General features: G+C 48.2%; 24 protein-coding genes. 11 read left to right on the top strand and 13 right to left on the bottom strand.

The genetic code is table 11. The annotated features are described in order from the left end of the window. The 3 genes from RM811_RS23840 to trpC form a co-directional block, all read left to right on the top strand. The coding region (locus tag RM811_RS23840; RefSeq protein WP_402529323.1) for an anthranilate synthase component II at window positions 1-516 on the top strand (516 nt) is incomplete at its 5' end. Window positions 517-537: 21 nt separating this feature from the next. Further along, a complete protein-coding gene (gene trpD / locus RM811_RS23835; protein ID WP_402529321.1) occupies window positions 538-1584 on the top strand; it encodes an anthranilate phosphoribosyltransferase in 1047 nt (348 codons plus the stop codon). 4 nt (window positions 1585-1588) lie between these two features. After that, window positions 1589-2392: an indole-3-glycerol phosphate synthase TrpC gene (gene trpC / locus RM811_RS23830; protein WP_402529319.1), complete on the top strand. Its 804-nt coding sequence runs from the start codon at window positions 1589-1591 to the stop codon at window positions 2390-2392. Between the two features lie 54 nt (window positions 2393-2446). Here trpC and sodC read toward each other — a convergent pair whose 3' ends face one another. Continuing rightward, window positions 2447-3037, bottom strand: a complete 591-nt coding sequence (gene sodC, locus RM811_RS23825) for a superoxide dismutase [Cu-Zn] SodC (protein WP_402529317.1) — start codon at window positions 3035-3037, stop codon at window positions 2447-2449. 326 nt (window positions 3038-3363) lie between these two features. Here sodC and msrB point away from each other — a divergent pair, with 326 nt between their 5' ends. Together msrB and RM811_RS23815 are read left to right on the top strand one after the other, a co-directional pair. Continuing rightward, a complete protein-coding gene (msrB, locus tag RM811_RS23820; protein WP_402529330.1) occupies window positions 3364-4443 on the top strand; it encodes a peptide-methionine (R)-S-oxide reductase MsrB in 1080 nt (359 codons plus the stop codon). Window positions 4444-4678: 235 nt separating this feature from the next. Beyond that, window positions 4679-5092 carry an OsmC family protein gene (locus tag RM811_RS23815; protein ID WP_402529314.1) on the top strand — a complete coding sequence of 138 codons (414 nt, stop codon included), beginning with the start codon at window positions 4679-4681 and terminating at the stop codon, window positions 5090-5092. Window positions 5093-5167: 75 nt separating this feature from the next. On the opposite strand, the gene RM811_RS23810 is transcribed toward RM811_RS23815, so the two are convergent. Both RM811_RS23810 and cysZ read right to left on the bottom strand, forming a co-directional pair. Then, on the bottom strand, window positions 5168-5509 hold the full coding sequence (locus RM811_RS23810) for a histidine triad nucleotide-binding protein (RefSeq protein WP_402529312.1): 342 nt from the start codon (window positions 5507-5509) through the stop codon (window positions 5168-5170). Between the two features lie 38 nt (window positions 5510-5547). Beyond that, window positions 5548-6282 carry a sulfate transporter CysZ gene (gene cysZ, locus RM811_RS23805; protein ID WP_402529327.1) on the bottom strand — a complete coding sequence of 245 codons (735 nt, stop codon included), beginning with the start codon at window positions 6280-6282 and terminating at the stop codon, window positions 5548-5550. A 220-nt stretch (window positions 6283-6502) separates the two neighbouring features. Here cysZ and trxB point away from each other — a divergent pair, with 220 nt between their 5' ends. Further along, entirely contained in the window at window positions 6503-7456 is a 954-nt protein-coding gene (trxB, locus tag RM811_RS23800) for a thioredoxin-disulfide reductase (protein WP_402529309.1), read from the top strand. Window positions 7457-7539: 83 nt separating this feature from the next. On the opposite strand, the gene RM811_RS23795 is transcribed toward trxB, so the two are convergent. Further along, window positions 7540-8013: a YhcB family protein gene (locus RM811_RS23795; RefSeq protein ID WP_402529325.1), complete on the bottom strand. Its 474-nt coding sequence runs from the start codon at window positions 8011-8013 to the stop codon at window positions 7540-7542. A 144-nt stretch (window positions 8014-8157) separates the two neighbouring features. Continuing rightward, a complete protein-coding gene (locus RM811_RS23790) occupies window positions 8158-8907 on the bottom strand; it encodes a hypothetical protein (RefSeq protein WP_402529307.1) in 750 nt (249 codons plus the stop codon). Between the two features lie 341 nt (window positions 8908-9248). Here RM811_RS23790 and zapE point away from each other — a divergent pair, with 341 nt between their 5' ends. The 3 genes from zapE to RM811_RS23775 all read left to right on the top strand — a co-directional run bounded on the left by zapE (window position 9249) and on the right by RM811_RS23775 (window position 13789). Then, window positions 9249-10355, top strand: a complete 1107-nt coding sequence (zapE, locus tag RM811_RS23785; protein ID WP_402529305.1) for a cell division protein ZapE — start codon at window positions 9249-9251, stop codon at window positions 10353-10355. Window positions 10356-10433: 78 nt separating this feature from the next. Continuing rightward, the gene (locus RM811_RS23780) at window positions 10434-11219 is read left to right on the top strand and encodes an SDR family oxidoreductase (protein ID WP_402529301.1); all 786 of its coding nucleotides are present in this window, start codon (window positions 10434-10436) and stop codon (window positions 11217-11219) included. Window positions 11220-11650: 431 nt separating this feature from the next. Continuing rightward, the gene (locus RM811_RS23775; RefSeq protein WP_402529299.1) at window positions 11651-13789 is read left to right on the top strand and encodes a hypothetical protein; all 2139 of its coding nucleotides are present in this window, start codon (window positions 11651-11653) and stop codon (window positions 13787-13789) included. Between the two features lie 640 nt (window positions 13790-14429). Here RM811_RS23775 and RM811_RS23770 read toward each other — a convergent pair. The 8 genes from RM811_RS23770 to RM811_RS23735 form a co-directional block, all read right to left on the bottom strand. Next, window positions 14430-14792, bottom strand: coding sequence for a rhodanese-like domain-containing protein (locus RM811_RS23770; RefSeq protein ID WP_402529296.1), 363 nt, complete (start codon window positions 14790-14792; stop codon window positions 14430-14432). A 48-nt stretch (window positions 14793-14840) separates the two neighbouring features. Further along, entirely contained in the window at window positions 14841-15767 is a 927-nt protein-coding gene (gene speB / locus RM811_RS23765) for an agmatinase (protein WP_402529293.1), read from the bottom strand. An 11-nt stretch (window positions 15768-15778) separates the two neighbouring features. Beyond that, a complete protein-coding gene (speA, locus tag RM811_RS23760; protein ID WP_402529291.1) occupies window positions 15779-17773 on the bottom strand; it encodes a biosynthetic arginine decarboxylase in 1995 nt (664 codons plus the stop codon). Between the two features lie 230 nt (window positions 17774-18003). Further along, window positions 18004-18219: a hypothetical protein gene (locus tag RM811_RS23755; protein ID WP_402529289.1), complete on the bottom strand. Its 216-nt coding sequence runs from the start codon at window positions 18217-18219 to the stop codon at window positions 18004-18006. Between the two features lie 77 nt (window positions 18220-18296). Further along, entirely contained in the window at window positions 18297-19118 is an 822-nt protein-coding gene (djlA, locus tag RM811_RS23750; RefSeq protein WP_402529286.1) for a co-chaperone DjlA, read from the bottom strand. Continuing rightward, window positions 19115-19852 (bottom strand): N-acetylmuramate alpha-1-phosphate uridylyltransferase MurU, encoded by a 738-nt coding sequence (gene murU, locus RM811_RS23745; RefSeq protein WP_402529283.1) that lies wholly within the window; start codon window positions 19850-19852, stop codon window positions 19115-19117. Before murU ends, djlA begins: the two co-directional genes overlap by 4 nt. After that, window positions 19849-20940 carry an aminoglycoside phosphotransferase family protein gene (locus RM811_RS23740; protein WP_402529281.1) on the bottom strand — a complete coding sequence of 364 codons (1092 nt, stop codon included), beginning with the start codon at window positions 20938-20940 and terminating at the stop codon, window positions 19849-19851. Before RM811_RS23740 ends, murU begins: the two co-directional genes overlap by 4 nt. A 397-nt stretch (window positions 20941-21337) precedes the next feature. Beyond that, window positions 21338-21520 (bottom strand): hypothetical protein, encoded by a 183-nt coding sequence (locus tag RM811_RS23735; protein ID WP_402529279.1) that lies wholly within the window; start codon window positions 21518-21520, stop codon window positions 21338-21340. On the opposite strand from RM811_RS23735, the gene RM811_RS23730 reads away from it, so the two are divergent. Together RM811_RS23730 and RM811_RS23725 are read left to right on the top strand one after the other, a co-directional pair. Continuing rightward, window positions 21519-24335: an LPS-assembly protein LptD gene (locus RM811_RS23730; protein WP_402529276.1), complete on the top strand. Its 2817-nt coding sequence runs from the start codon at window positions 21519-21521 to the stop codon at window positions 24333-24335. The genes RM811_RS23735 and RM811_RS23730 overlap by 2 nt on opposite strands. After that, a complete protein-coding gene (locus RM811_RS23725) occupies window positions 24336-25658 on the top strand; it encodes a peptidylprolyl isomerase (RefSeq protein WP_402529273.1) in 1323 nt (440 codons plus the stop codon). The last annotated feature ends 13 nt before the right edge of the window (window positions 25659-25671 follow it).

The following is a 25671-nucleotide window of genomic DNA, read 5'->3' as shown; positions in this document are numbered from 1 at the left end:
GCTGATGTGGAAGTCCACCGGAACGACCAGATTACTATTGCCGACATTGAGAAACTGAAACCTGCCCATATCGTCATCTCTCCTGGTCCCTGCACCCCAAATGAGGCGGGTATCTCAATGGATGTCATACGACACTTTCAGGGTAAAGTCCCCATTCTGGGTGTTTGCCTTGGCCATCAGAGTATTGGTCAGGTTTATGGCGGAAAAATTGTTCGGGCCCGACAAGTCATGCATGGCAAGGTATCGCCTGTTCACCATAAAGACTTCGGAGTTTTCAATGGCCTGGCCAACCCGGTTACCTCCACCCGCTATCACTCTCTGATTATCGAAAAAGAGAGCCTGCCGGCGTGTCTTGAGGTTACCGCATGGACACAGTTGGAAGACGGCAGTAATGATGAGATCATGGGCGTTCGCCACAAAGAACTACCCATAGAAGGTGTCCAGTTCCACCCGGAATCTATTATGACCGAGCAGGGGCATGACCTGCTGGCCAATTTCCTGAAACAGTCCACATAAGAATTCCAGGGAGTGAAAAAAATGCCTGTAAAAGAAGCCATCAACCGGATAGTACAACACCTTGATCTGAGTCGGGATGAAATGGTCGGGGTAATGCAGCAAATCATGACCGGCCAGTGCAGCGATAGCCAGATTGCGGCCTTTCTGGTCGGCATGCGGATGAAAAGTGAAAGCATCGAAGAAATCACCGGTGCCGCTATGGTAATGCGCCAGCTGGCCACACCGGTTCAGGTCAATGCCGACCACCTGGTGGATATTGTCGGTACGGGGGGAGATGGTGCCCACCTGTTCAACGTATCCACTGCCTCCGCATTTGTTTGCGCTGCGGCAGGCGCAAAGGTCGCCAAGCACGGTAACCGGGGAGTCTCCAGCTCCAGCGGCAGTGCCGACCTGCTGGAACAGGCAGGTGTTGATCTGAATATCAGCCCTGATCAGGTGGCCCGATGCATCGAAGAGGTGGGTGTTGGCTTCATGTTTGCACCCGCCCATCATTCGGCCATGAAGAACGTGATTGGTGTTCGTCGTGAGTTGGGCATACGCACAATATTTAATATCCTGGGCCCCATGTCCAACCCTGCCAATGTAAAAAACCTGCTCATTGGTGTCTTTACCCGGGAGCTTTGTCGCCCTATGGCTGAAGTACTCAGAGAGCTTGGCAATGAGCATGTCATGGTCGTACACTCAAACGATGGACTCGATGAAATCAGTATTGCCAGTGAAACCCATGTGGCCGAGCTGCGCGCAGGAGAAATCCATGAGTACAGCCTTAAACCTGAAGATTTCAATATCGATTCCCAAAGCCTGATTGGCCTTGATGTAAAAGACAGCGCATCATCACTGACTCTGATCCGTGATGCCCTGGGTAAACAACAGGGGAAGTATGCTGAAAAAACCGCCAGTATGATTGCTTTGAATGCCGGGGCAGCGATCTACCTTTCCGGCATCGCCAGCCGGCTGGAAGAAGGTGTTTTGATGGCTCAGGATGCTATTGCCAGCGGCCTTGCCCTTGAAAAAATGAAGGAACTGGCCAGTTTCTCCCGCGTATTTGCCACTGATGCAGAAGGATAAGCATATGTCTCTACCAACCATTCTCAACAAAATAATTCAGCGAAAGCATGAAGAAGTGGCTGAACGAAGTGCTAAACTGCCCCTGAAAAATGTTCAGCCTATGGCCAGCAACGCGGGCCCCCCCCGAGGTTTTGCCAACAGCCTCTACAGCAGAGTTAATGCAGGGAAGGCGGCCGTCATTGCTGAAATCAAAAAGGCATCACCCAGTCAAGGCGTTATCCGGGAACACTTTGCCCCCGCAGAGATTGCCCGCAGTTATGAACAGGCCGGCGCCAGCTGCCTTTCGGTACTGACCGATCATGACTTTTTCCAGGGGGATGAAACCTATCTCAAAGCGACACGGGTCGCCTGCTCCCTGCCGGTATTACGCAAAGACTTTATCATTGATCCCTGGCAGATTTATGAATCTCGTATGATCGGTGCTGATTGCATTTTGCTGATCGTATCAGCCCTTTCTGACCAGCAGCTCAGCGAGTTTAATGACCTGGCACAATCACTGGGAATGGATGTTCTGGTTGAAGTACACAGTGCCGATGAACTGGCAAGAGCCCTCCCATTGCCAGGTGCCATTCTCGGCATTAACAATCGCAACCTGCATACCTTTGAAGTCAGTCTGGATAATACTTTTGAACTGTCAGGCTCAATTCCCAAAGGTCGACTGGTCGTAACGGAAAGTGGCATTCATACCCGCAGCGATGTGGAATCCATGATAAATCGTAACGTAAAAAGCTTTCTGGTCGGTGAAGCCTTTATGCGCCAGAACGATCCGGGCCAGGCCTTGAATGAATTGTTTGGTGCTTATTTGTAATATTGGCCGACCGGAGAGGTCGGCTGCTCTTCTGATAGCATCTGGCACGTTCAGTTACTGAACAATACCACAAGCGATTCTGGCGCCACCGCCACCCAGCGGAGGGTTATCGGAATAGTTGTCCGCGCCGGCATGAATCATCAGCGAGTGCCCCTTCAAATCATCCAGGGAAAGTCTGGAAGCCTCCACCGGGATGATGGCATTACCATACTCATCCACCATCAGTTTTGGCAGGTCACCCAAATGGCCGTGACCTTCAGGCCCTTCATGGTGACCGGTCTTTTCAGGATCATAATGGTCTCCTGCCGCCAGGGCAGCTACTTTCTTGCCATCCTTCTCGCCAGGCTCGCATGAAGGGTTTTCGTGAACATGGAAACCGTGCTCTCCGGGTAGCAAGTCGTGAAGCGCAGGCTGGAAACGAATGCCCCCGGATGCATCATTATCGTCAGCGTAATGAATAACAATCTTGCCCACCGTTGGCCCATTGCCCTGCGGCGTTACCTGAAACATCACCACTTCCAGTTGTTTTCCGACAGGCGCCATACTGTCTTGATTATTTACAGGATCCTTATTATCCATACATCCGGACAACAGCGTTGAAAACAGAACGGGTAGCGCCAGAAACCTGATGTTGTTTTTAGCCATAGAATGAAACCTCTGAGTAAGTTATCAAAACTCAGTATAGATTCATTAGCATACACTCAGGATGACAAAGGTAAGAGGCTCTTTTAAACAATGACTGACTCCCCTCCATCGACATATGGAGAAAACATAAATCTCAACTATGCTCACTGCTTACGCGTAATAATCACAACCGTACAATTCAAGTACTGCCTGTCAGTTCGAACCTGCCAGAATGCAATTACCATACGACAATGTCTTACAACATGGTTATGAAAAGAAAGCCCCCACTGCCAGCCCTGTTATCCCTGATTGTTTCAGGGCTATTTATCCTGATCTGCGGCTCAATCATGGCCGCTGCCCCCAATACCGATAAAATACCAGCAGGTAAAAAATCGGTAGCAACCCTGGCAGGCGGATGCTTCTGGTGTACGGAATCGGATATGGAGCAACTACCCGGCGTGATTGATGTTATCTCCGGCTACGCTGGCGGTCACGTAGATAACCCGACCTATGAACAGGCCTCTTCCGGAACCACCGGTCACCTGGAGAGCATCCAGGTAACCTACGATCCCGCAATGGTCAGTTACGAGGCGGTTCTTGATTATTTCTTCCGCCACATCGACCCCACCGATAACCAGGGCTCTTTTGTTGATCGTGGCGCCCGGTATCGTCCGGCGATTTTCTACCATAACCCCATACAGAAAGAAGTGGCGCACCGGTTTATGATGGAGATCGACAGGGCAGGAATCTTCCCGAAACCACTGAAAACGGAGTTGATTAAATTTGAGAAATTCTATCCTGCCGAATCCTACCATCAGGATTACTACAAAAAGAGTTCGCTGAAATACAAGTTTTACCGCTACCGCTCTGGTCGGGATAAATACCTCGATAAGGTGTTTGGTGATGACAGGGACGAAAATCCCAAAACCCTCCGGCAACGGATTAACGAAAAAAAACAGCAGGCAAACCTTAAACCCTACCCAAAACCCTCTGACCAGGAAATTCGCACAAAACTGACCCCGCAGCAGTATCACATCACTCAGGAGGAAGGCACGGAGCCCGCTTTTGACAATAAATACTGGGACAATAAGGAAGCGGGCATCTACGTTGATATCGTCTCTGGTGAACCCCTGTTTTCCTCAACGAATAAATACAAGTCCGGCACGGGCTGGCCAAGCTTTACCGAGCCGTTGAAGCTGGGCTACGTCCTCACCAAGACCGATTACGGGCTGTTTTACCCCCGTACCGAAGTGCACAGCCGTTTTGCTGACTCTCACCTGGGGCATGTATTCAAGGACGGACCACCACCCACCGGCCTGCGCTACTGCATGAACTCCGCAGCCATGAAATTTATCCCTGTGGACAAGATGGCTGAGGCCGGTTACGCAAATTACCTCTACCTTTTCAAGGCAACCGCAACCCCCTGAATTGACCGGTGACACAGGTTGGGTCGAGCGAATGCGAGCCCCAATCTGCAATCATCGGTGAAATTGTTGGGGCTCACTCCGTTCGACCCAACCTGTCAAACCCATTGAAACCATACGCTGGCCACCATCCGGATCTACTACCCGTGCTCATCCCTGTTTGATGGCTGTTTTCACTCAAAGGCTTTAGAATGCCCGCAAAGAGAAACAGCCTCAGACAGCAGAACTGGAATTTCGAATGCAGGCACAAGTGAAATGGGTCGATAATCAGCGTTTCCTGGGACTGACTGCCAGTGGCAACTCCGTCGTTATGGATGCGGACAAAAATCAGAAAAGTGCTCCAAGCCCTATGGAAATGGTGCTTATGGGATTGGGAGGGTGCTCTTCTGTTGACGTAGTGAATATTCTGGAAAAGGCACGACAGAAAGTCATCAGTTGCCATGTCGACATAGATTCAGAACGCGCAGATGCGATTCCTGCCGTGTTTACCAGAATACATCTGAACTTTGTCGTCAAAGGCAACAATATCAAAGAGTCTCAGGTTCAACGCGCGGTGAATTTATCAGCGGAGAAATACTGTTCTGTAGCTCATATGCTAGGCAAAGGTGGCGTTGAAATCACTCACAGTTATGAAATTATTGAGACCGAATAGTTAAAGCGACTAAACACACGAAGCACACAAAGTTTTTAGAATTTTCCTTTGTGTGCTTCGTGGTTCAAAAACCAATCAGCCCGGAGGCCACTGCATTTGCCGGCCGGCCAGCAGGTGCAGGTGAATATGATAAACCGACTGCCCGCCGTGGCTGTTGGTATTGATGGCAAACCGGAAGCCATCTTCATCAACCCCTTCCTCAGCAGCAATATCCTTTGCCACCAGCATCATCCTGCCAAGCAGTGACTGATCTTCTGCGGTAGCGTCATTCATTGTCGCAATGTGTTTCTTCGGAATGACCAGAATATGAGTTGGAGCGGCAGGATTGATATCCCGGAATGCCACCAGCTCATCATCTTCAAACACTTTATCTGCAGGAATATCTCCTGTAGCAATCTTACAGAAAAGACAACTCATTCAATCCGCTCCATTCTTGCCTTTAATAAAATACCCAATCACGGTGTCGCACTTCCCTGCTCCATTTCACGTTCCCATAACAGAGAAGCGCCAACCACGGCAGCAGGAATAATCACCAGGTTAACCAATGGTATCAACATGGCCAGATTCACAATGGCGCCAAATGGCCAGGACTTTGATATTCGTGGCTTTAGCCTGGACAGCATATCTGAAAATGAAACACCCCGGTTATCCGCCGCATAGTCACAGTATTGAATAGCCATCATCCAGCCATTGAATAAAAACCACAGCACAAAACCCAATACCGGGATAAATGACAATAGCAGCAATACTAACGCGCGAGGCAGGAAATACAGCAGCTTGCGCAACTCCCGGCCAATACTTCTCGGCACAATGACCAGCCAGTCAGACAGTTGAAGATCTGGCAGATCAGCCCCCTCCATGCGCTGAACTTTTTCTGCCAGAAGCGCATTAAAAGGCGCCGCAATAAAGTTCCCAATAATGGTAAAGGTAAAAAACATCACCGCTGCCAGCACCAGAAAAAACAGCGGCCATAGCAGGTACTCCAGCAATGCCAGCCACTCGGGCATCCAGCCGGTGAGTTCCGCCATCCACCCGGAGAAATATCCCGATGCCGAGTAAATAATCCCACCAAACACCAGAATATTGATAACCAGTGGAATCAAAACAAGCCATCTCAATTGTGGCATCAGGATCATTTTCAGTCCCTGCATAAAGTAGCCGGGGCCTGATAAAGGGTTGTTATGTGTCATCACTCTACTTTTTAATGCTTGCCAGAAACTGGAATATTACACCAGCGATAGCCATTTCTCTTGTTTTCTTCTGCTTTCAATAGCGCCTGATAATGTAATCCACTTTCTATAGTTTAAGGCTGTTTCTACAGTTAAAGGCTTTTCCCCAATTGCCATGAAAGAAAGGCAATGGCTATTATATGCCCATTAATAAATACTCATACCTGTCATGGAGTACATAATGACCACAACCCGACACACCCGCCTGCTGATTCTGGGTTCCGGCCCCGCTGGTTATACTGCCGCCGTTTATGCAGCAAGGGCCAACCTTAACCCGGTGATGATCACTGGCATGGAGCAGGGTGGCCAGCTGACCACCACCACCGATGTGGATAACTGGCCTGGCGGACAGGAAGGACTTCAGGGTCCGGGCCTGATGATGGATATGGAAGCCCACGCCAAACGTTTTGGTACTGAAATTATTTTTGACCATATCGAAGAGGTGGACTTCAGTAAAAAGCCATACACCCTCAAAGGAAGCCACACCTACACCTGTGATGCCCTGATTATTGCCACCGGTGCCAGCGCCCGATACCTGGGGCTGGACAGCGAAGAGGCCTTTAAAGGGAAAGGGGTTTCTGCATGCGCCACCTGCGACGGTTTCTTCTACAAGAAGCAGGATGTCGTGGTGGTTGGCGGTGGTAACACGGCCGTTGAAGAAGCCCTTTACCTGTCCAATATTGCAAAAACCGTAACGGTTATTCATCGCCGCCAGGGATTCCGCGCCGAGAAAATCCTGCAGGACAAAATGATGGACCGGGTTGCCAATGGCAATATGCGCCTGGTTCTGGATTCGACGCTGGATGAAGTACTGGGTAATGAGATGGGCGTTACCGGGGTTCGGGTGAAAAATGTCAATACCGGGGAAACTCAGGAAATCGATGCACTGGGCTGCTTCATTGCCATCGGCCATACCCCCAATACCGGTATTTTTGCCGATCAGCTGGACATGAAAGATGGCTATATCAAGGTAAGCAGCGGCCTTGAAGGGAATGCCACCCTGACCTCAAAAGAAGGTGTATTTGCAGCAGGAGATGTAATGGATCACGTTTATCGTCAGGCGATTACGTCTGCAGGTACTGGCTGTATGGCAGCACTGGATGCCGAGAAATATCTGGACGCTCTGGAAGACTGAACCCCCTCTCATTCCCACGGCCCTCCGTGGGAATGAGGGCAATACAGGCATCGTCTTCCTGAAGAAGCCTGCTGAAACAGTCATTATTTATCTTCAGTCACTTCTTTCGCAGACTCACTAAAACCGTACTCTTCTGCCAGCGCCCCCTGCTCATCAGGGCGGGACTTGGGTGCATAATCCTTTGGCTGCTCCAGCGGCGGCGTACGCTCATTCCGGCGCTTGTGAATCTTGCCGGATAACAGTGCATTACTGCTCAGCAGAGAGTCCCCAAGCCGGTTACGAACTTCTTCATCCTTACAGAGGTCTTCCGCACCATTGGCAAGATGTTCATGAACATCCCGGTAAGTATCGGTGAGTTTATTGATCAGGTGGGCTGATGTGGTGAAGTGATCACCCACTCGCTCCTGATATTCCCTGAACTCGTGCTGCAGCTCACCCAGCTGACTTTCCAGCTTGCCGTTACGGGATTTTGAACCCGACAGAAGATGGTAAACCAGCGCGCCACACAGAATCCCCGCCAGAAACGCCAGACTACCGACAAACCAAAGTACGTTCATGTTTTCCACAGTATCGCCTCACTCAGTGGGGCCCGCGCCCTTGTCATTAAATCACAACGCCATGTCCTTAAGCGCCTATTGTATAGATTCTAGGAATAGAGGCCTAGCCCGGATTTGATCCACCTCCCAGTTGGTCATCATGCACTATTGAAGCCACCACTCAGCGCCGGACTCACGATCTATCCCCAGCAGCTTGAGAAAACGGTTCTTGATACTATTACCCTCTGACTCCACATACAGGTTCAGCACAATGCTCGGGCGGTTTCCCGTCCCCTCCTGTAAACGATGGGTATTTTTCTGGTCTGGTCGAAAATACTGGATGGGCAAAAACTTCCGCAGCTTTCGCCTTTTATCAAGTATCGCTACCCTGGTACCGGTTATAGCCAGCTGGTCGGTATAGCCGTAAACTTCGGTGATTTCACCCTCAACCAGCAATGGGCCACACTCAACAAAATGGTCATGGGTAACCGTTTCCTGACCGGGGGATAATACAATAGCAACAATGGCGAACTGTACGGTTTTATTGTGTAGTCCCGGGTAGTCCTTACTCCTGAATATCACCTCACGGTGGTATGGCTGAGAACCGTTGCCCTCGTCGAGACTGGAAAGAAGGCCAGCAAAGCTGATTCCTGCTGCCTCCAGATGCTCGCCCAGATTCTTCCACACCAACTCTGGCATGACATCGCTGGCAACTTTCTGCCTGAATCCTTCATCGATAAGACGGGTCACGATCTCTTCAACCCCTGCCCCGTCAAACCTTGCCCCTATCAACCCGGCCTTCATGGTAGAGCCGTCTGGTGACCCTGCAGCATTAACTGCATAGGCCATCAGCGCTATACAACACCACCGATAACAAAAGCCGATTTTCTTCTTATTGGATAGCCGATTAATCATCAATTATTCTTCCCCCATTGGCAGCACATCATTCACAGGTATTTGTCGAGGATTAATGTATAGTTTACTGGCTGTAGTTTTGGCAGGTCTGAATGGGTCTGCTTTAAAGGATAATCACTCCACTTCAGAGGTTTTCCTGATAACAGTGGTGGGTAAAGTATTCATTGACAGCAAACCTTGCTACCTGTCCAGAGTCCGGTTACATTGGCAACGCTCTGGCGAAAATGCCGCTTCAATATTTTTGAGTACGCAAGGCATATTTTTCCGGCGTTTAGACAACAATTTAGACAACAATTTAGACAAAAACAAAGTCTCGAGTTTTTATTCACCAGTAACCAATTATGACCCCGCAAGCTTGTTATCAGAGGGATATCACCCAAAAAGGTTTTAGCCAGGACCCGGCTCAGGCCGCCGCGGTAAAACACCTGCAAAACCTGTTTGAACGGTTAACCCATACCCCCGGAAAATCTTTTTTAAAGACCATACCGAATGCATTAAAGAGTGCATTGGGCAAGCCCCTGGAACCGGTAAGAGGTCTCTACTTCTGGGGTGGTGTTGGCCGTGGTAAAACCTGGCTGATGGACACTTTTTACCACTGTCTTCCCTTTCCGGAAAAGCGTCGCATGCACTTCCACCATTTTATGCGGCGAGTGCATGACGAACTGAAAACGCTGGAAGGACAGAAAAACCCGCTCACCATTGTTGCAGAAAGGTTGGCTAAAGAGGCCCGAATCATCTGCTTTGATGAGTTTTTTGTCTCTGATATCGCCGATGCCATGATTCTGGGTGGTCTGATGGAACAGCTATTCCATCGAGGCGTCACCCTGGTCGCCACGTCCAACGTGGATCCGGATATGCTTTATAAGAACGGGCTGCAAAGAACCCGGTTTCTCCCGGCTATAGACCTGATCAAAAAGCACACTCAGGTTGTCAATGTGGATGGGGGGACAGACTACCGCCTTCGACTGCTTGAGAAAGCGGAAACCTGGTACTGGCCGCTAAATGATGAGAACCATCAGAAGCTGCAACATTTTTTTTCAGAGCTGGCTCCTGACCCGGATCACACAGAGTCCTGTCAAAGCATTGAAATATCAGGGCGTCCTATCCACAGCGTGAAACTCTGCAAAGATGTTGTCTGGTTCACCTTTGCCGATCTGTGTGACGGCCCCCGCAGTCAGAATGATTACATTGAACTGGCCCGCCTATACCACTCAGTCATTGTTCAGGCCGTTCCTCAATTTGATGCCAGCCGAAACGATCAGGCCCGTCGTTTTATTCATCTGGTTGACGAATTCTATGACCGGGGCGTTAAGCTCATTATTTCCAGTGAAGTTCATCTTGAAGCACTCTATGCAAGTGGTACTCTGTCATTTGAGTTTCAAAGAACCTTGAGTCGCCTGCAGGAAATGCAAAGCACGGAATATCTTGCCCGCCCTCATAAGCCGTGACCCGTTGTCCGCTACCCGTTGCCCGAAAGAGCCAGCCTTACCCGGAAAACGGAAACAAAAATAAAACAGGAATTTATTATGGATCTTGGAATTAATGACAAAGTCTTTATGGTTGCTGGTGCCAGCTCAGGTCTGGGCTATGCCATCGCTAAAAAACTGGCCGAAGAAGGGGCTAAAGTCTCCATTGCCAGCCGCAGCCAGGAAAATATTGCACAGGCCGCCGCTGCGATCAGTGAAGAAACCACTGCAGAAATTCGTGGTTATGTTTTTGATGCCCGGGATGCGGACTCGATCACTCAATGGGTGGAAGCAACCCTGAATGATTTTGGCCATATTGATGGTCTGGTGATCAACGCTGGAGGCCCTGCTCCCGGTTTCTTTGAAGAATTTGATGATCAGGCCTGGCAGGCAGCCTTCGAGCTGGCGCTGATGAGCGCAGTCCGTTTGATCAGAGCAACGCTTCCAGCCCTGAAAGTCAACGGCGGTAGCATTCTTACCCTGACCTCTTCCGCCGTGAAAGAGCCGATCGATATTCTGGTGATGAGCAATGTGATGCGCTCAGGCATCAACAGTCTGGTAAAAACGCTGGCAACGGACCTGGCACAATACAACATCCGTATTAACAACCTGATACCGGGTTCAATTAACACAGACCGGATCAAAGCTCTCAATCTGTTTCTGGCAAAACGCTCCGATACCAGCCCGGGAAAGGTTCGCAAGGCTGCGGAAGCAGCAATTCCCATGGGGCGTTATGGTCAACCGGAAGAGTTTGCCAATGCCGCAGCCTTCTTGCTTTCCGATGCGGCCAGCTATATCACCGGAACCAATACCGTGGTGGATGGTGGAAAAATGAAAAGTGTTTAAGCCGTTCTGCCAATGGAATAAAACCTTTCTGGCTTATTGGGCAGGTGCAATGAAATACCTGCAGGGGCTCGGGCTCTAGCACATCATTTCAATGCGTTTGACCGGTAGGTTGGGTCGAGCGAATGCGAACCCCAACAAACTCTCTGCCCCCCGGTAAAATTGTTGGGGCTCACTCCGTTCGACCCAACCTTGTATCAAACTCATTGAAACCATGTACTACGTTGAGACCGTTTTCTTCCTTTTGCGACAACCTCCTACCCTGAGCGGGTTCCTGAATAGTAAAAAACAATTCGTTATAGAATTGAAATCGCTGTTTTAGCGCAGATCATTTGGCTATTTTAATCATATTTAGAAAGGGGTATTGGTATAAGTCGTGTTTACCATCTATAACTATTGAGTTAATAAAAGCTGATAAAACGTTTGGGGAAATTATGGAATCTAAAATACCAAGGCCCAGAAATTTATTCTTTACACCCAGGTCGCGAGCTACAGGGCAATCCAATACACCCGCTTTTTTTAATATGCGCCGAGCCAAAAGTACGGGTGCGGTAACCCATAACAGTACTTCCTCGCAGCAGCACGCAACAACAAACAAGGCAAAGCAGCCGTACCATAGCAGAAGTATTTCCCTGACAGAAGGTCAGCCAATGTCGTCAGGAAGTCAGCCAGCCTCTCCTCTATCACAAACAAACCTGCCTTTAGTTAAAACGGTTTCACAACTAGACCTCAGCGTTGTTAATAGCGGGATAGAAGCGAATACCGAGGCTTGGACAGGCTATGGAACAAGCTCTCCAGTCCCGGTTGCCGAACAATATTATATTCCCGTTGACTTGTCATTTATCGGTGAGGATAAACAACAGGTAAAGCTGAATGATGCTAATTTGCAAATGCTGACTGTAAATGACTGTTTCTCTCAATTACAAAAGTACCCGCACTCCCCAGAACTGGTGGAGCGACATTTGAGCCAATTTAAAACTGATCTGTGCAGAGAGGGTGTTAATCTAACCATTATTAAGCGTAATGAATGTAACAAGGAAGTTTATTCGTCTCAGAAAGCTTATTCAGAGTTAAAACTGGAAAAAACGGATGCCGATTTCAATGATACAATGACCCGTAATTTTCTTGATATGGCTGAAACTGAGCTGCCTGGCATAGCGAAAATCTTACCTTTGTTCTGTCGTCAGGATCTGATGAGTGAACACTTTACTTCGCTGAAAAAATTAACCGGCATTAACCTTACCCATTCGGGAAAAGGTGGATCCGGTTATCACCAGCAGTTAACCATTCTCAATAATCAGCAATGCACTCTTACAGCCAAAACTATTTATAATGAACGTGTTGATAACACCAAGTCCAAACCAAAGAAAAGACCTGTGGATGAGTCTGGTATAACTATACATATTGATTTTAACAATAAGAATGGCACCGAATGGGTTCCGGAAAGAGTGCACCTAAAATACACTTGCGGAGTTCCTGAATCTCAATGGATAGATAATAAAAAGCCCCGGAATACCAAGACATTAGTTACTACAAAACCCCCTTTAACCAGGCGAAAAAAAACCACAACCATCATACCCAGATCAAGAAGTATGGAAGCACTTAATACGTGTAGAATTGATGCAATGCCTAAGATAGAAAAATCTCTTGACCAAAATACCCGCATTTTTCGTGATCAGCTGTGCTTAACAAACCTGAATCCATTTGATTTCCACGGACGTAGAGCCTTGCAGGTAAAAAGTACGGTTACTCAATTCAAGAACAAACTGGTAAAGCCGATGATGGCTGCACAGTATGCTGATAAGCCAGGAGAAACCAATAAACTCCCCTGGGGAAGCGAGATATCAACCCGCTTAACCCATCTCAAAAAATATGATCCTCTTGGACCACATTTTGAAAATGAATTCCAGAAGCTGATTAGTAAGAATCAAATCGAAAATGAAGAACACATTAAACAGATCAGGACACAATGCATTGAAGCATGGGATAGTATTTTTGCCTTTGCAGTATCAACATATTGCGCACATTCTTTTAACAAAGATTTCATAGAGCAAGATCAAAGCACACAAGCTCACTCAGTAACCATAAATGAAATAAAATTACAGGACATGCATCAATTAATCATTTTTTCAAACAAAATCTTTAAATCCAATGAAAACCTTCGGAAATCGGTTAACAAACTTAAAGGACTGGATGAATATTTAAAACCTAATCAGCAGGAAATTAACTACAAAAAAGTTATTAAGAAAATTGCAAAGCTGAGACGTAATATTGTTAATTATGTTAAAGTATACAGAGAGCCAGAAGTTACGATTTCAGATCAAGCGAAGCGTGATTTTTCCAAGTATAAGAATACTTTCCTGGCTACCATCAACCATGACTCTACATCGGGAAGCCAACTGTGTGATATATTGATACGCAGGACTTTACATGCTGCGAGACAGGGCTTTTCGGATGAAGAGATGGCAGACATCTCTAATCGCATTGAAAACATGCAGCCGGGCGAAGAGGGAAGAAAGGGCTACAACGAGCTGAAAGCGCTATTGGAGAAAAAAACAGTTTCGCTTGTTTAATGGGTCCGTTACGTTCAGTACGTCGAACATGACGCCATTGGATTATTACAAGCACTCTTAGGATTTGTCCTTTAATAAACTCCACATTTGGGATAATAGTCATTATTACCGACCAACTCCGCTGTCATCCTGTACAGGGATTGTACAGGATGACAGCGGAGAGTTCAGCAGGAATTACGGTATTTCCGGGCACCACAAGCTACTGGCAAATGGATAATTTATTCCGGGATAATTCCTTAGGGTAGACATTAATGATTCCCCCCTGCTTTCAGGGGCGACAGCTTGAACCACAAAGGCACAAAGGCACAAAGGCACAAAGGCACAAAGGCACAAAGAAGAGCAAAAGCGAAAGATTGATAAGGGCAAAAGACTGGCAAGAGCTTTTCTCTTACCAAAAACGCTTTTCCTTTGTGTCTTTGTGACTTTGTGGTTCAAATAAAATCCCTGCTACATCAAGGAACTACCTTAATGTCTACCCTAAGTACAAGCACTTACCCCAGAATAAACTTCCTTTTTTTACCACACTACCAGAAGGGCATAAAAGACACAGAAGGCACGGAGGGATAAAGAAAGGCTTTTTCTCTGTGCTCTCTGTGACCCTGCGGTAAACAAAACGTGGCAATTATTAAACGACCGTTCCTTATTGTTTTAATAGCCTGTCCATAATCTGCGCATAACCACCCGCATTAAACGTGTTGGTATAACCATGAGCAACTAATGCCTTTTGGGCTTTGCCACTGCGACGACCACTGCGGCAATAAAGCACAATATCAGCATCCAAAGCGATCATTCCCTGAGCCAGCCCGCCAACAATATCCTGATAAGGGATATTAATGGCACCGTCAAGATGCCCACCGGCAAACTCGCCAGGCGTACGAACATCCACCAGCAACGCACCATTGTTTATTCTGCTCCATGCCTCCTCATAGAGGTCAGCTGCATGAGCGGAGTTAAGAAAAACCATAAGACTCAAAACAAACCATTGAAACCGATTCAATAACACACTAATTCCCTCCCGCCTATTTCTTCAAAAGAGCCAAATAAACATCGTTTACCGATCCGTTTTTCTGGAAGCCTGTACATAGAGCATATCCAAAGCCACTGTTGCTGCAGCCAGTGCAGTAATATCGGCACTGTCATAAGCTGGTGCCACTTCAACCACATCCATCCCCACAATATCCAGCCCCTGCAGCCCACGAACCAGCTGCAATGCCCGGTCTGATGTCAAGCCACCACATACCGGAGTTCCTGTACCCGGTGCATAGGCAGGATCCAGGCAGTCAATATCAAAAGTCAGGTAAGCGGGTCGATGGGCTACCGTCATATGAATACGGTCAATAATCTCCGTTACCGGCGCTTCATTGACATAACCGGCATCGAACACCTGAAACGGGGTGTTTTCCTGATCATAATGGGTACGGATGCCAATCTGTACCGAAGCCTCAGGGTTAATCAGCCCTTCCTGGATGGCATGATAAAACATGGTGCCATGGTCAAATTGACCGCCCTGGTCATAGTCATCGGTATGGGCATCGAAATGAATAAGCGACAGGGGGCCAAATTGCCTTGCATGGGCACGCAGCAGTGGCAGGGTAATAAAGTGGTCACCACCAAAAGTAAGCATTCGCTTCCCGGATAACAGTATCGATTCTGCGTGCTGCTCTAATGACTCACAAAGATCACTGGCATTACCGGCTTCAAAAACCAGGTCGCCACAATCGGCTATGGACAGGTAATCATTCAGCTTAAAATCCCATGGCCAGCGTTTTCCTTCCCAGGCCAGGTTTAGCGAAGTACGGCGAATCGCTTCCGGACCAAACCGACTACCACTGCGCCCGGTGGTGGCCAAATCAAAAGGTACTCCTGTAACAATCCAGTCAGCGTCACAATTAACCGGATCAAAATCCAGCGGCTGCCTTAGAAAACCAAACGCATTGGAATAGAGTGAGTGGTCAGCCTTTTTCGCCAGTGTTGTCATTACCTGACTCCTTATTTTTCGTCATCAATTTTTTGATGGGGCTCTGAGCCTGTCAGATAGGTATAGCCTTTCAGCGCTGATTCAAGCTCAGAAAGGACGGAGGAGCGTTGGCTCTCTTCTATATGCTCAGTCACCATTTGCTGATAAGCCTGAAAAAAATCATCGGGCTTCAGGTCAACATACCGCATCACATCTTCTACGGTGTTGCCTTTATGAAACTCACTGAGCTGCACCCTTCCTTCTGGTGTGATTTCCACAGAAACCACATCGGTATCCCCAAAAAGATTATGCATATTACCAAGAATTTCCTGATAGGCACCCACCAGAAAAACACCCATATAGTAAGGGTCATCCTGAGTCCATGGCGGTACGGGCAACGTGTTCTCAATGCCCTGACCATCAACATACTGACTCAAAATACCGTCCGAGTCACAGGTAATATCAAGCATATAAGCACGACGGGTCAGTGGCTTATCCAGTTGCGATAACGGCAATACAGGAAATACCTGTTTAACACCCCAAACGTCAGGTAATGACTGAAACAGTGAAAAGTTCAGATAAAAACGATCGGCAAGCTTTTCACTCAGTTCATCCATCAAATCTCGATGAGCCCGATTTTTAACGCTGAGTCGTTTCATCAATTTATGGCAAATACACAGGCTGATTTTTTCGGCCCAGGCTTTTTCCTCAAACCGGACGATCCCGGTTTCAAACCCCGTATGAATCTCGGTAAGGTTTCGTTGAGTATCATGATAAATCTCAACAAGAGCTCGATGGCAATTCTGTTCAGACAATGCTAACCAGGATATCCAGAGGTTATGAAACTGATAGGCACAGTCATCTGAAGGTGGTTCAGGCGGCTGTTTAGATACCAGGTCCTGACAACTTTCTGCACTGACGACATTAGTAACCAGAACCGCATGATGTGCCGTAAGGTTACGGCCAGATTCAGAAATGATGCCGGGTTCCGGCACCTGGTTTTGACGACATAGGCTGCCTATTATAGAAACGACGCTGTTAGCATATTCACAGAGGCTGTAATTCATTGAACACTGGCTCTGACTACGAGTCCCCTCATAATCCACAGCAAGTCCGCCCCCAATATCTATCCACTGAATGAATACCCCCATGCGATAGAGTTCTACATAAATACGTCCGCACTCACTGATACCCTGGCTGGCATCCCTGATGCTGGTAATCTGAGAACCCAGATGAAAGTGTAATAGCTGTAAGCAGGACAGCTGATTTAATTCACTAAGCCGGGCAATAACACTCAGAATTTCTGCCGTGGTCAACCCAAATTTTGAGCCTTCACCTCCGCTTGCATACCACCGGCCTTTTGCTTTTGAAATAAGCCGTGCCCTTACCCCAAGTCTTGGGGTAACCCCAAGTGCTTTTGCTTCGGACAGCACAAGCTCCAGCTCGGTGAATTTTTCCAGGACAATGTAAACCTGACACCCTGACTTTTCACCAATCAGCGCCTGACGAATATACTCCCGGTCTTTGTAGCCATTACACACAATCACAGCACTGGTCTGCCTGGCCAAAGCAAGCACAGCCATCAGCTCCGGCTTGCTACCGGCCTCCAGGCCCAGCTGCTTATCAGCCAGCAACGACTGGCTTTGTATGAGGGTTTCAACAACACTCCGTTGTGGATTGACTTTCAGCGGGTAAACAGCCAAGTAGCGATTATTGTATTCATGATCGCTGATCGCCTGATTGAAGGCCTGGCATAAGGTATGAACTCTATGGCGGAGAATCTCGGGAAACCGAACCAATACCGGCAGTGAAGCCCCCTGATTTAATAACGCTTTGACGATGTCATTGAACGCTACCGTTACTTGCTTTTCCCCAGAAGAAAAAACCACCTCGCCATCATCATTGATATCAAAATACCCCTGACTCCAGTATTGGATATTGTAAGTTCTGCGCGACTCATCAACACACCAATCAGTATTAATGGGGGAAATGTCATTGGGGATTTTTTTCCTGGAGAAACTGTGCATTAACTGGTGGATAACCTCCCGAAGAAAGCAGTCAGCTTAACTAGCTGACTGAAACAGCAGGAGTATAGTCATCCGAGAGCAATGGCAATCGTTCTTAAAACACATTTTCAAAGTAATAACATTGATTACAGGACTTAGCCTGTTTACATAATCGAGAGCAAATTTCTGGAAATTACTATAAAGGAGTGCTTGATGTGGACTGTCAGGAACAGATTAAAAGAGAGAGTGCATCAAGCAGACGGATGCACAATTCTCTCAACGATAGAAGTAGAAAACTCATTAATCTCTTTGAAAATAAGGTATTTGCTTTTTCTCCTCAGTGCAGATCTCACCTTTCTTCGCAACTCTGAAAAGCAATAAACCACCAGTCTCTTGGACTCAAGATCCACTTTGGTAGCTGCAGGTACATACCAGTACATAAACTGCTTGCGCTTTGAATAGATCACAGTTCCGGCCTCCAGATAACAAGTCGACAAAATGATTAAACTAACCATTTAGTCAACTCAAACCTGAAAAAGTTCCCTTAGTGCCCCTTTTTTCTGGCTGCCCGAACCTCATCATAGGCACCCTGAATTTCCTGGGTTTTCTCCTTGGCAACCTCCATCATCTCTTCCGGTAGCCCTTTGGCCACCAGCTTATCAGGGTGATGTTCACTCATCAGCTTACGCCAGGCACGCTTCACCTCAGTATCGGTGGCATTTTCAGCAACACCCAGAACGTCGTAGGCCTGTTTCAGGTTCATACCCGTTGAAGCCTGACTTCCCCCTGGTCCAGAGTGGTAACCACCCTGCTGATAGTATTCTCTCTGGGCTACAAACCGCTTATGAATCTGGTCAAAGACAAAATTACTCACCCCGAGCATACTGCAGACCTGCTTGAATACTGCCTGTTCTGCAGGGCTCAGCCCACCATCTGCGTAGGCGGCAGAGAGCTGAATTTCCAGAAACATGGGAATCAGCGTACTGGCACCGGCAACCGCCCGAAACGCCCTGAGAGCGCCTTCGATATCAGAAGACGGCCTCTTGCCCTCATTAAACAGCTCTACTGCCATTCTGCGCTGTTCTTCAGAGAGACGCATGTTATGCATAATGGCCCGGGCGGTCTCTATCTCATACACACTCACCTGGCCATCCGCTTTAGCGATCCGCCCCATCACCAGAAAGGTTGCCCTGAAAAAAACAGTCTGTGCCTTCTGTCGATGGGCCGCAGAAGCACCAAAGCCCGAAGCGCCCTGCCCGCCTAAATATTTACGATTTATCCAGGAGCCAACAAACGCTCCCAAAATAGCGCCAAAGGGGCCTCCGGTCATGAACCCAACCAATGCGCCAATTACTATTGCGGTCATGAAGTCCTGCTCTGATCTTGAAAATTGTTTTGGTTTTGATCTTGGTGATGTTCTTGAAGCTGATCTTGAAGGTAGTGTTCCAGCGCTTGCAGTCGCACTATCGACCCAACATCCGTCCAGAAACCATCATGGTACTGGCCACTTACCCTGCCCTGTTTCAGGGCATGAATCAATAAAGGAGCCAGGGCAAAGGGCTCTCCGGCCTGACACCCATCAAACAAACGTGGAGACAGAACACTGACACCACTGAATGTTAACGTCTGACCCTCTGGTATTTCATCCTTTTCAAATAGACGTTCATCGCTCAGACAAAAATCACCATCCGGGTGGAAATCAGGGTTATCCACCATCACCAGATGAGCCAGCATTCCCTCAGGCAATTTCAGAGAGCCCAACTCTACGTTGGTATAAACATCCCCGTTCATCACAATAAAAGGCTTATCACCCAACATGGGTAAAGCCTTAAAAATACCACCACCGGTTTCCAGCGGTTCGTCTTCAGGAGAGTATTGAATATTAACCCCCCAGTTTGAGCCACTGCCCAGGGCCTGCTCAATCTGTTCACCCAGCCAGCCATGATTAATAACCAGTTCACGGAAGCCAGCCTGAGCCAGGCGCTCAATATGATAGGTAATCAGTGGTTTTCCCGCTACCGGCACCAGGGGTTTGGGCATGGACAGGGTAATGGGCCTGAGTCTTTTGCCATAACCCGCTGCCAGAATCATGGCCTTCATCGGCTGGCATCCTCCAGTACACGCTTAAGCCTTTCATTCATGATCGGTTTGACATTTTCCTGCAACCAACGTGCGTGTTCTTTAAACTGAGGGTATCGCTGGCAAACCGACAATACGTAATCAAATACCCGGGGGATATCATTGAGGTAGGCCGGCTTGCCATCACGGAACCACAGTCTGGAAAAAATACCCAGGCACTTCAAATGACGTTGTAACCCCGTCAGGTCAAACCAGATTTTTAATTGTTCGGGATCATACTCTGCCAATATCGGGTGACGTGTCATAAATGCAGAAAACCACTGATCAATTTTTTCTTCTGGCCAGGAAATATAGCAATCCTTTAATAAAGAGACCACATCATAAAGTAGCGGGCCATGGAGGGCTCCCTGGAAGTCAATAACCCCGACAGCACCATCCGGGGTTAACATCAGGTTTCGGGAGTGATAGTCCCGATGCACAGTACCTTTTGGCTGCTCAAGGATGGTTGAGACCATAGGGGAAAACAGCGCTGACAGTTGTCCGGTTATTACCGCACCCTCCGTATCAAGCCCCAGAAACTCCCCAAGAAACCATTGTGGATAGAGAGAGAGTTCAAAACGCATCAGTGTTTCATCGTAAGGAGGCAGCCTTTCTGGATCCTGATTCTGTATAATCAGTAATGAATCCAACAGTTCGGGATAGTACTGGTCTGCTGTAGCTTCCCGGAGTACCGCCTGCATTGGCGTATCCCCCAGGTCTTCCTGAAGCATAAAGCCACGGTCAAAATCCACAGCAAACACCTCTGGAACGTAAACCCCCCCACTTCTCCAGCGACGGGCTATATCAACAAAGGTCTCCGTATCTTCTGTTGCCGGCGGTGCATCCACGGCTACCAGCGTTCTCTGGTGAGCCTGGATCCGGTAATATTTTCGAAACCCTGCATCACTGCCAATCGCCTGCAAAGGCACTGAAGAACCTTCTCCGCTCTTCTTGTCATCAAAAGGGAGGTCATTTTCATCCGATAGAATTGAGACAACCCATTGCGCAAGTTGTTCCCTGCGTTGAGCTTCTATAGAAGATGTCTGAAGCTCTGAAATTGTGATAGCCAACGCTGTTGCTTCCTGTTAAGCAGTAATATCAGATCAATATCCAAGACTAACATAGAGTAGTTTTAAGGCATATTGAAGCTTCGGTGGATTGTCACCGCCCTGTTACACCCTTATACACCACCATCAATGCCCGCCTGATTTGACTTTTGGTGCTGTAATGCTCAAAGTTTCCTGCTGATTAATAACTGCATTTCCTGTGCAAATGGATATAGAATGTTCCGATTCTGCTGCAGCTTCGCTTTGCCCGGTTCAAAGTGCGCCTTTTGTACGCTCCATTGAGTGACAGGTAATCAGCCGAAATAACCCGTTATTATTGGTTCGCAAACTGTTTGTATCTCGACAGGAAACCCGTAGAACGAGCAAGTTTATTTTCATGCAAAACAACCTCAGCAGCCATTTAGCAGGCAATATGGGTTTGCAGCCCGGACTTCGGTGTCTCACCAGTATGCTCTCTGCTTTCATGGCCTTGAGGAAGATCAAAGCTGCGTCTTTCATGGTTGCAAATAAACAACAGAGTACTTTTATTAAAACGCAGCCTTTTCAACAAATTCGAACGTTGCCCCGGGATTGCTGAGCTCATGGACATGCATCTGCACCAATTACCATTTACCCCCAGAACCCTGGCACTGGCTATAGCTGCCAGCATTATTGCCAGTCAGCCTGTTTCAGATGCAATGGCAGCAGAAATCAGTGCCCAGCAGAGTGAATGGCGCTGTCAGACATTGGCTAATGGTCAGTGGAGCTGTGCAGCCTCAACTGCACAGACGATACCCGCACAAAAAATACTGGACAGTAAACCACAGAAAAAAATGGTTCCTGTCGTTCCTTCTGCATCGAAAAAGCAGAACAGTTCCCTGAAAGAACTTCTGGACTGGCAACCTGTACGACACCTATCGCCAGAGAAGAAAGCCTCTGAACCTTTCTATAGCTGTGGTGCTTATATTGAGCCCTCCAGACCCGGTAAAGACTTTGTCGGAGATGTAAATAGCGCGCCTATTGTTGCTGAGTCCAATGAATCCAGCTACGACAAAGAGTCCGTTGCTACATTTACGGGCAATGTTACTGTCCGCCAGGGTAGCCGACAGTTTGAAAGTGATAAGGCGACGCTCGATAGAAACAAAAACCATGGCCAGTTCGAAGGCAACGTACGTTTCCGGGACAAAGGCGTTCTGCTGGTTGGTGATAAAGGGGATATGCAACTGGACAGTGGCCGGGCAACCCTTGAGAACACTGCTTATGTGATGCATGAACAGAAAGCTCGTGGCCGTGCGGCTCAAATCGTTCGCAATGAAGATACCACCCTTGAACTGACTGATGCCACCTACACCACTTGCCCTCCGGGCGATAAAGGCTGGCAGCTATCCGGACAGAATGTAACGCTTGATATGGACAGCGGTCAGGGTGTGGCTAAAAACGCCGTGGTTCGGGTTCAGGGTCTGCCGATCCTCTACACGCCCTATATTTCATTTCCCATTGATGACCGGCGAAAGACCGGCGTTCTCTATCCAACGCTGTCACAGGACAGTGACAATGGCTTTGATTTTTCCATTCCCTATTACGTCAATATCGCACCCAATTATGACGCAACCCTGACACCTCGCTATATGAGCAAGCGGGGATTCATGCTGGAGAATGAGTTCCGCTATATTGTTGACGGCGGTCTTGTGGGCAGGAACACCGGGGAGTTAGGGCTTTCAGGCTTGCTGAACAAAGACGAGCTGAAAGAAGATAACCCTTATTACGATGAGCAACGCTGGCTGCTCAACTTCAAGCATAAGACTGATTTTACCAATCGCTGGAGCGCCGAGGTGGATTACGCCAAGGCCAGCGACAAGAATTATCTGGATGATTTCAGTACCAGCCTTAACCTTTCGAACAGCTCACTGCTAAACCAGCGGGTTGGCACCCGTTACCTGGGTGGCGATACCGATCATAGCTGGCAGCTGAGTCTTGATGCTCAGCAGTATCAGAATATGAATCAGACGGCGGATGACCCCTATAATAAGCTGCCGCAGCTGAAGCTGAATGGTAACTGGCTGGCTGCCGAAAACCTGAGTCTGAATTATGTGGCGGACTATACGAAATTTACCCGGGATAACGATTGGAATTATGTAAAAGAAAAAACAATTACCGACTTTGATCGTGAATATAATGAAAGTATTTATGATGAGGGTTATGGCATCAAACGAGCCAATGGTGAGCGTCTGTACTTGGAAACCGGGGTAAGCCTTCCCTTTGAACGCGGCTATGGGTTTATACGTCCGTCGGTAAAAGTTCAGCATGTACAGTATCGCCTGAGCAACCTGATTAAAGATGATGTAGTCGGTGATCTAAATGGTTCATACCAGGGCTTTACCGATACAGACTACACCGAATCACCCAAAACAACGGTTCCTGTTTTCAGCGTTGACAGTGGGTTGTATTTCGACCGTTTTACAAACATTGGTGGAACGTCGTTTACGCACACCCTCGAACCCAGAATGAAGTACCTCTACTCCCCTTATGAAGAAGGACAGGAGATGAACCCCATTTTTGATACGGGACTGATGGGTTTCAACTATAACTCTTTGTGGCGGGATAACCGGTTCTCCGGTTATGACCGACTGGGTGATGCCAACCAACTCTCTTTGGGATTGACCACCCGATTGATTGAAGACGATGGTTTTGAAAGGGTTCGGGTTGGCATTGGCCAGATTGTTTATTTTGAAGATCGCCAGTTGTGGATCAGTCCAACTACTGGAACACGGACTGATATTGATGAGGATCTGGATACCGACCCAAATGACGAAGAACGACGCCTTCTGGAAGAAATGAAAGAATCAGTTTCGCCATTGGCCTCAGAATTGGTCTATAACATCAGTCGCACCATGAGTATTCGACAGGATCTGATGTGGAACACTTCCGATAATGAGCTGGATAATTATGGTCTTTACTACCAGTACAAGCCAAGCGATCGTCGGGTTTTCAATGCTGGTTATCGCTACCTGACTCAGGCGGATCGGTACGTAAAAAATGATCAGGACAGGAATATAGCTATTGGTACGGATCAAGATGGAAACACCATCTACCAGACCACCAGCAACAACCTAAGCCAGACCGATCTCTCGATCGCCTGGCCCGTTGCCAACAACTGGTCTGCCATGGGTCGCTGGCAATACGATTTAACCAACAAACGGAACCTTGAGATATTATCCGGGGTCGAATATAACAGCTGCTGCTATCAGGTTCGGCTACTCTGGCGGAAGTGGATCGAAGATGACGACAACATCGACTATCCCGAGAGTAAAAGTGGTATATTCCTCCAGTTTGTCCTGAGAGGGCTTGGAGATCTCACCGGTGGTACGACAAAACGATATATCGACGGTATTAAAGGTTACGCAGGGGATGAGAAGTAAATGATGAAGGGATTGAAACGTATTGCACTGGCTTCCCTGTGCCTGCTGTCACTCAGCAGTGGTGGAGTTTATGCCCAGTCGGCTGAAGACACTGGTGCTGACCAGGGGCGCATGGAACTGGATCGAATTGTTGCCAAAATCGATCAGGACGTCATTATGCAGAGTGAGCTGGAGGCACGGGTGGATGCCGTTCATCGCCAGCTGGCGTCCAGAAATATCGAGCTCCCTCCGGAAGAGGTTCTGCAAAAGCAGGTGCTGGAACAACTGATTCTGGAAAACATCCAGATTCAGATGGGCAAGCGAGGCGGCATCCGTGTTGACGACTGGGCGCTCAACGATGCCATAGCCCGTATCGCCCAGCGTAACCAGATGACGCTGGAACAGTTTAAACAGAACCTGGAAGCCGACGGCCTCTCTTTCAGTCAGGCCCGTGAAGAAATTCGCCGCGAGATGATCCTTAACCGTGTTCGCCAGCGCGAGGTTGCCCAGCGTGTTCAGGTCAGCGAACAGGAAATTGATAATTTCCTGAGTTCTCCGGAAGGTCTGGCACAAATGCAGACGGAATATCGCCTCGCTCACATTCTCATTGCAACGCCAGACAACGCCACTCCAGATCAGGTTCAGGCTGCAGAGCGTCGCGCTGAGGAACTCTCCAGCCAGCTTCGTCAGGGTGCCGATTTCCAGACTCTGGCGATTGCCAACTCAAAGGGCCAAAACGCCCTGGAAGGCGGCGATCTTGGCTGGCGTAAAGCCAATCAGCTGCCAACGCTGTTTGCTGAACAGGCCGTAAAAATGACCAAAGGTCAGACCTCTGCGTCTATCCGCAGCCCTGCCGGCTTCCATCTGTTCAAACTGATGGACACCCGCGGTAATGAGAAAGTGGTTCAGAGCCAGGTTCATGTTCGCCATATTCTGATCAAGCCTAATGAGATCCGCAGTAACCTTGAAGCACAGATGCAGGCCAAAAAGCTTTATCAGCGGGTTCAGGCAGGCGAAGCCTTCGGTGAACTGGCTAAAGCCTACTCTGAAGATACTGCCTCGGCACTGGATGGCGGCGATATGGGGTGGATATCACCCGATTTACTGGTGCCGGCATTCCAGACCGTCATGAACATCATCCCGGAAAAAGTGGTCAGTGAGCCATTCCGCACCACCTACGGCTGGCATATTCTTGAAGTGCTGGGTAAACGACAGTCTGATATCAGTACACAAGTGCGTCGTAGCCAGATAAGGGAACTGCTCAGCAACCGCAAGTTTGAAGAAGAGCTGCAGGTTTGGCTGCGAGAAGTTCGTGATCAGGCCTATGTAGAGATTCAGCTCTGATATGATTTCGTCT

Source organism: Endozoicomonas sp. (assembly GCF_031844845.1).
Classification (GTDB): Bacteria; Pseudomonadota; Gammaproteobacteria; order Pseudomonadales; family Endozoicomonadaceae; genus Endozoicomonas.
Note: the sequence above shows the minus strand (reverse complement) of the source record. Positions and strands in the feature narration are given on the sequence as shown.

Coding starts and splice junctions, on each gene's coding strand:
- trpD (WP_402529321.1), top strand. CDS start 538: ATGCCTGTAAAAGAAGCCATCAACCGGATAGTACAACACCTTGATCTG.
- trpC (WP_402529319.1), top strand. CDS start 1,589: ATGTCTCTACCAACCATTCTCAACAAAATAATTCAGCGAAAGCATGAA.
- sodC (WP_402529317.1), bottom strand. CDS start 3,037: ATGGCTAAAAACAACATCAGGTTTCTGGCGCTACCCGTTCTGTTTTCA.
- msrB (WP_402529330.1), top strand. CDS start 3,364: ATGGCCGCTGCCCCCAATACCGATAAAATACCAGCAGGTAAAAAATCG.
- RM811_RS23815 (WP_402529314.1), top strand. CDS start 4,679: ATGCAGGCACAAGTGAAATGGGTCGATAATCAGCGTTTCCTGGGACTG.
- RM811_RS23810 (WP_402529312.1), bottom strand. CDS start 5,509: ATGAGTTGTCTTTTCTGTAAGATTGCTACAGGAGATATTCCTGCAGAT.
- cysZ (WP_402529327.1), bottom strand. CDS start 6,282: ATGACACATAACAACCCTTTATCAGGCCCCGGCTACTTTATGCAGGGA.
- trxB (WP_402529309.1), top strand. CDS start 6,503: ATGACCACAACCCGACACACCCGCCTGCTGATTCTGGGTTCCGGCCCC.
- RM811_RS23795 (WP_402529325.1), bottom strand. CDS start 8,013: ATGAACGTACTTTGGTTTGTCGGTAGTCTGGCGTTTCTGGCGGGGATT.
- RM811_RS23790 (WP_402529307.1), bottom strand. CDS start 8,907: ATGATTAATCGGCTATCCAATAAGAAGAAAATCGGCTTTTGTTATCGG.
- zapE (WP_402529305.1), top strand. CDS start 9,249: ATGACCCCGCAAGCTTGTTATCAGAGGGATATCACCCAAAAAGGTTTT.
- RM811_RS23780 (WP_402529301.1), top strand. CDS start 10,434: ATGGATCTTGGAATTAATGACAAAGTCTTTATGGTTGCTGGTGCCAGC.
- RM811_RS23775 (WP_402529299.1), top strand. CDS start 11,651: ATGGAATCTAAAATACCAAGGCCCAGAAATTTATTCTTTACACCCAGG.
- speB (WP_402529293.1), bottom strand. CDS start 15,767: ATGACAACACTGGCGAAAAAGGCTGACCACTCACTCTATTCCAATGCG.
- speA (WP_402529291.1), bottom strand. CDS start 17,773: ATGCACAGTTTCTCCAGGAAAAAAATCCCCAATGACATTTCCCCCATT.
- djlA (WP_402529286.1), bottom strand. CDS start 19,118: ATGACCGCAATAGTAATTGGCGCATTGGTTGGGTTCATGACCGGAGGC.
- murU (WP_402529283.1), bottom strand. CDS start 19,852: ATGAAGGCCATGATTCTGGCAGCGGGTTATGGCAAAAGACTCAGGCCC.
- RM811_RS23730 (WP_402529276.1), top strand. CDS start 21,519: ATGGACATGCATCTGCACCAATTACCATTTACCCCCAGAACCCTGGCA.
- RM811_RS23735 (WP_402529279.1), bottom strand. CDS start 21,520: ATGAGCTCAGCAATCCCGGGGCAACGTTCGAATTTGTTGAAAAGGCTG.
- RM811_RS23725 (WP_402529273.1), top strand. CDS start 24,336: ATGATGAAGGGATTGAAACGTATTGCACTGGCTTCCCTGTGCCTGCTG.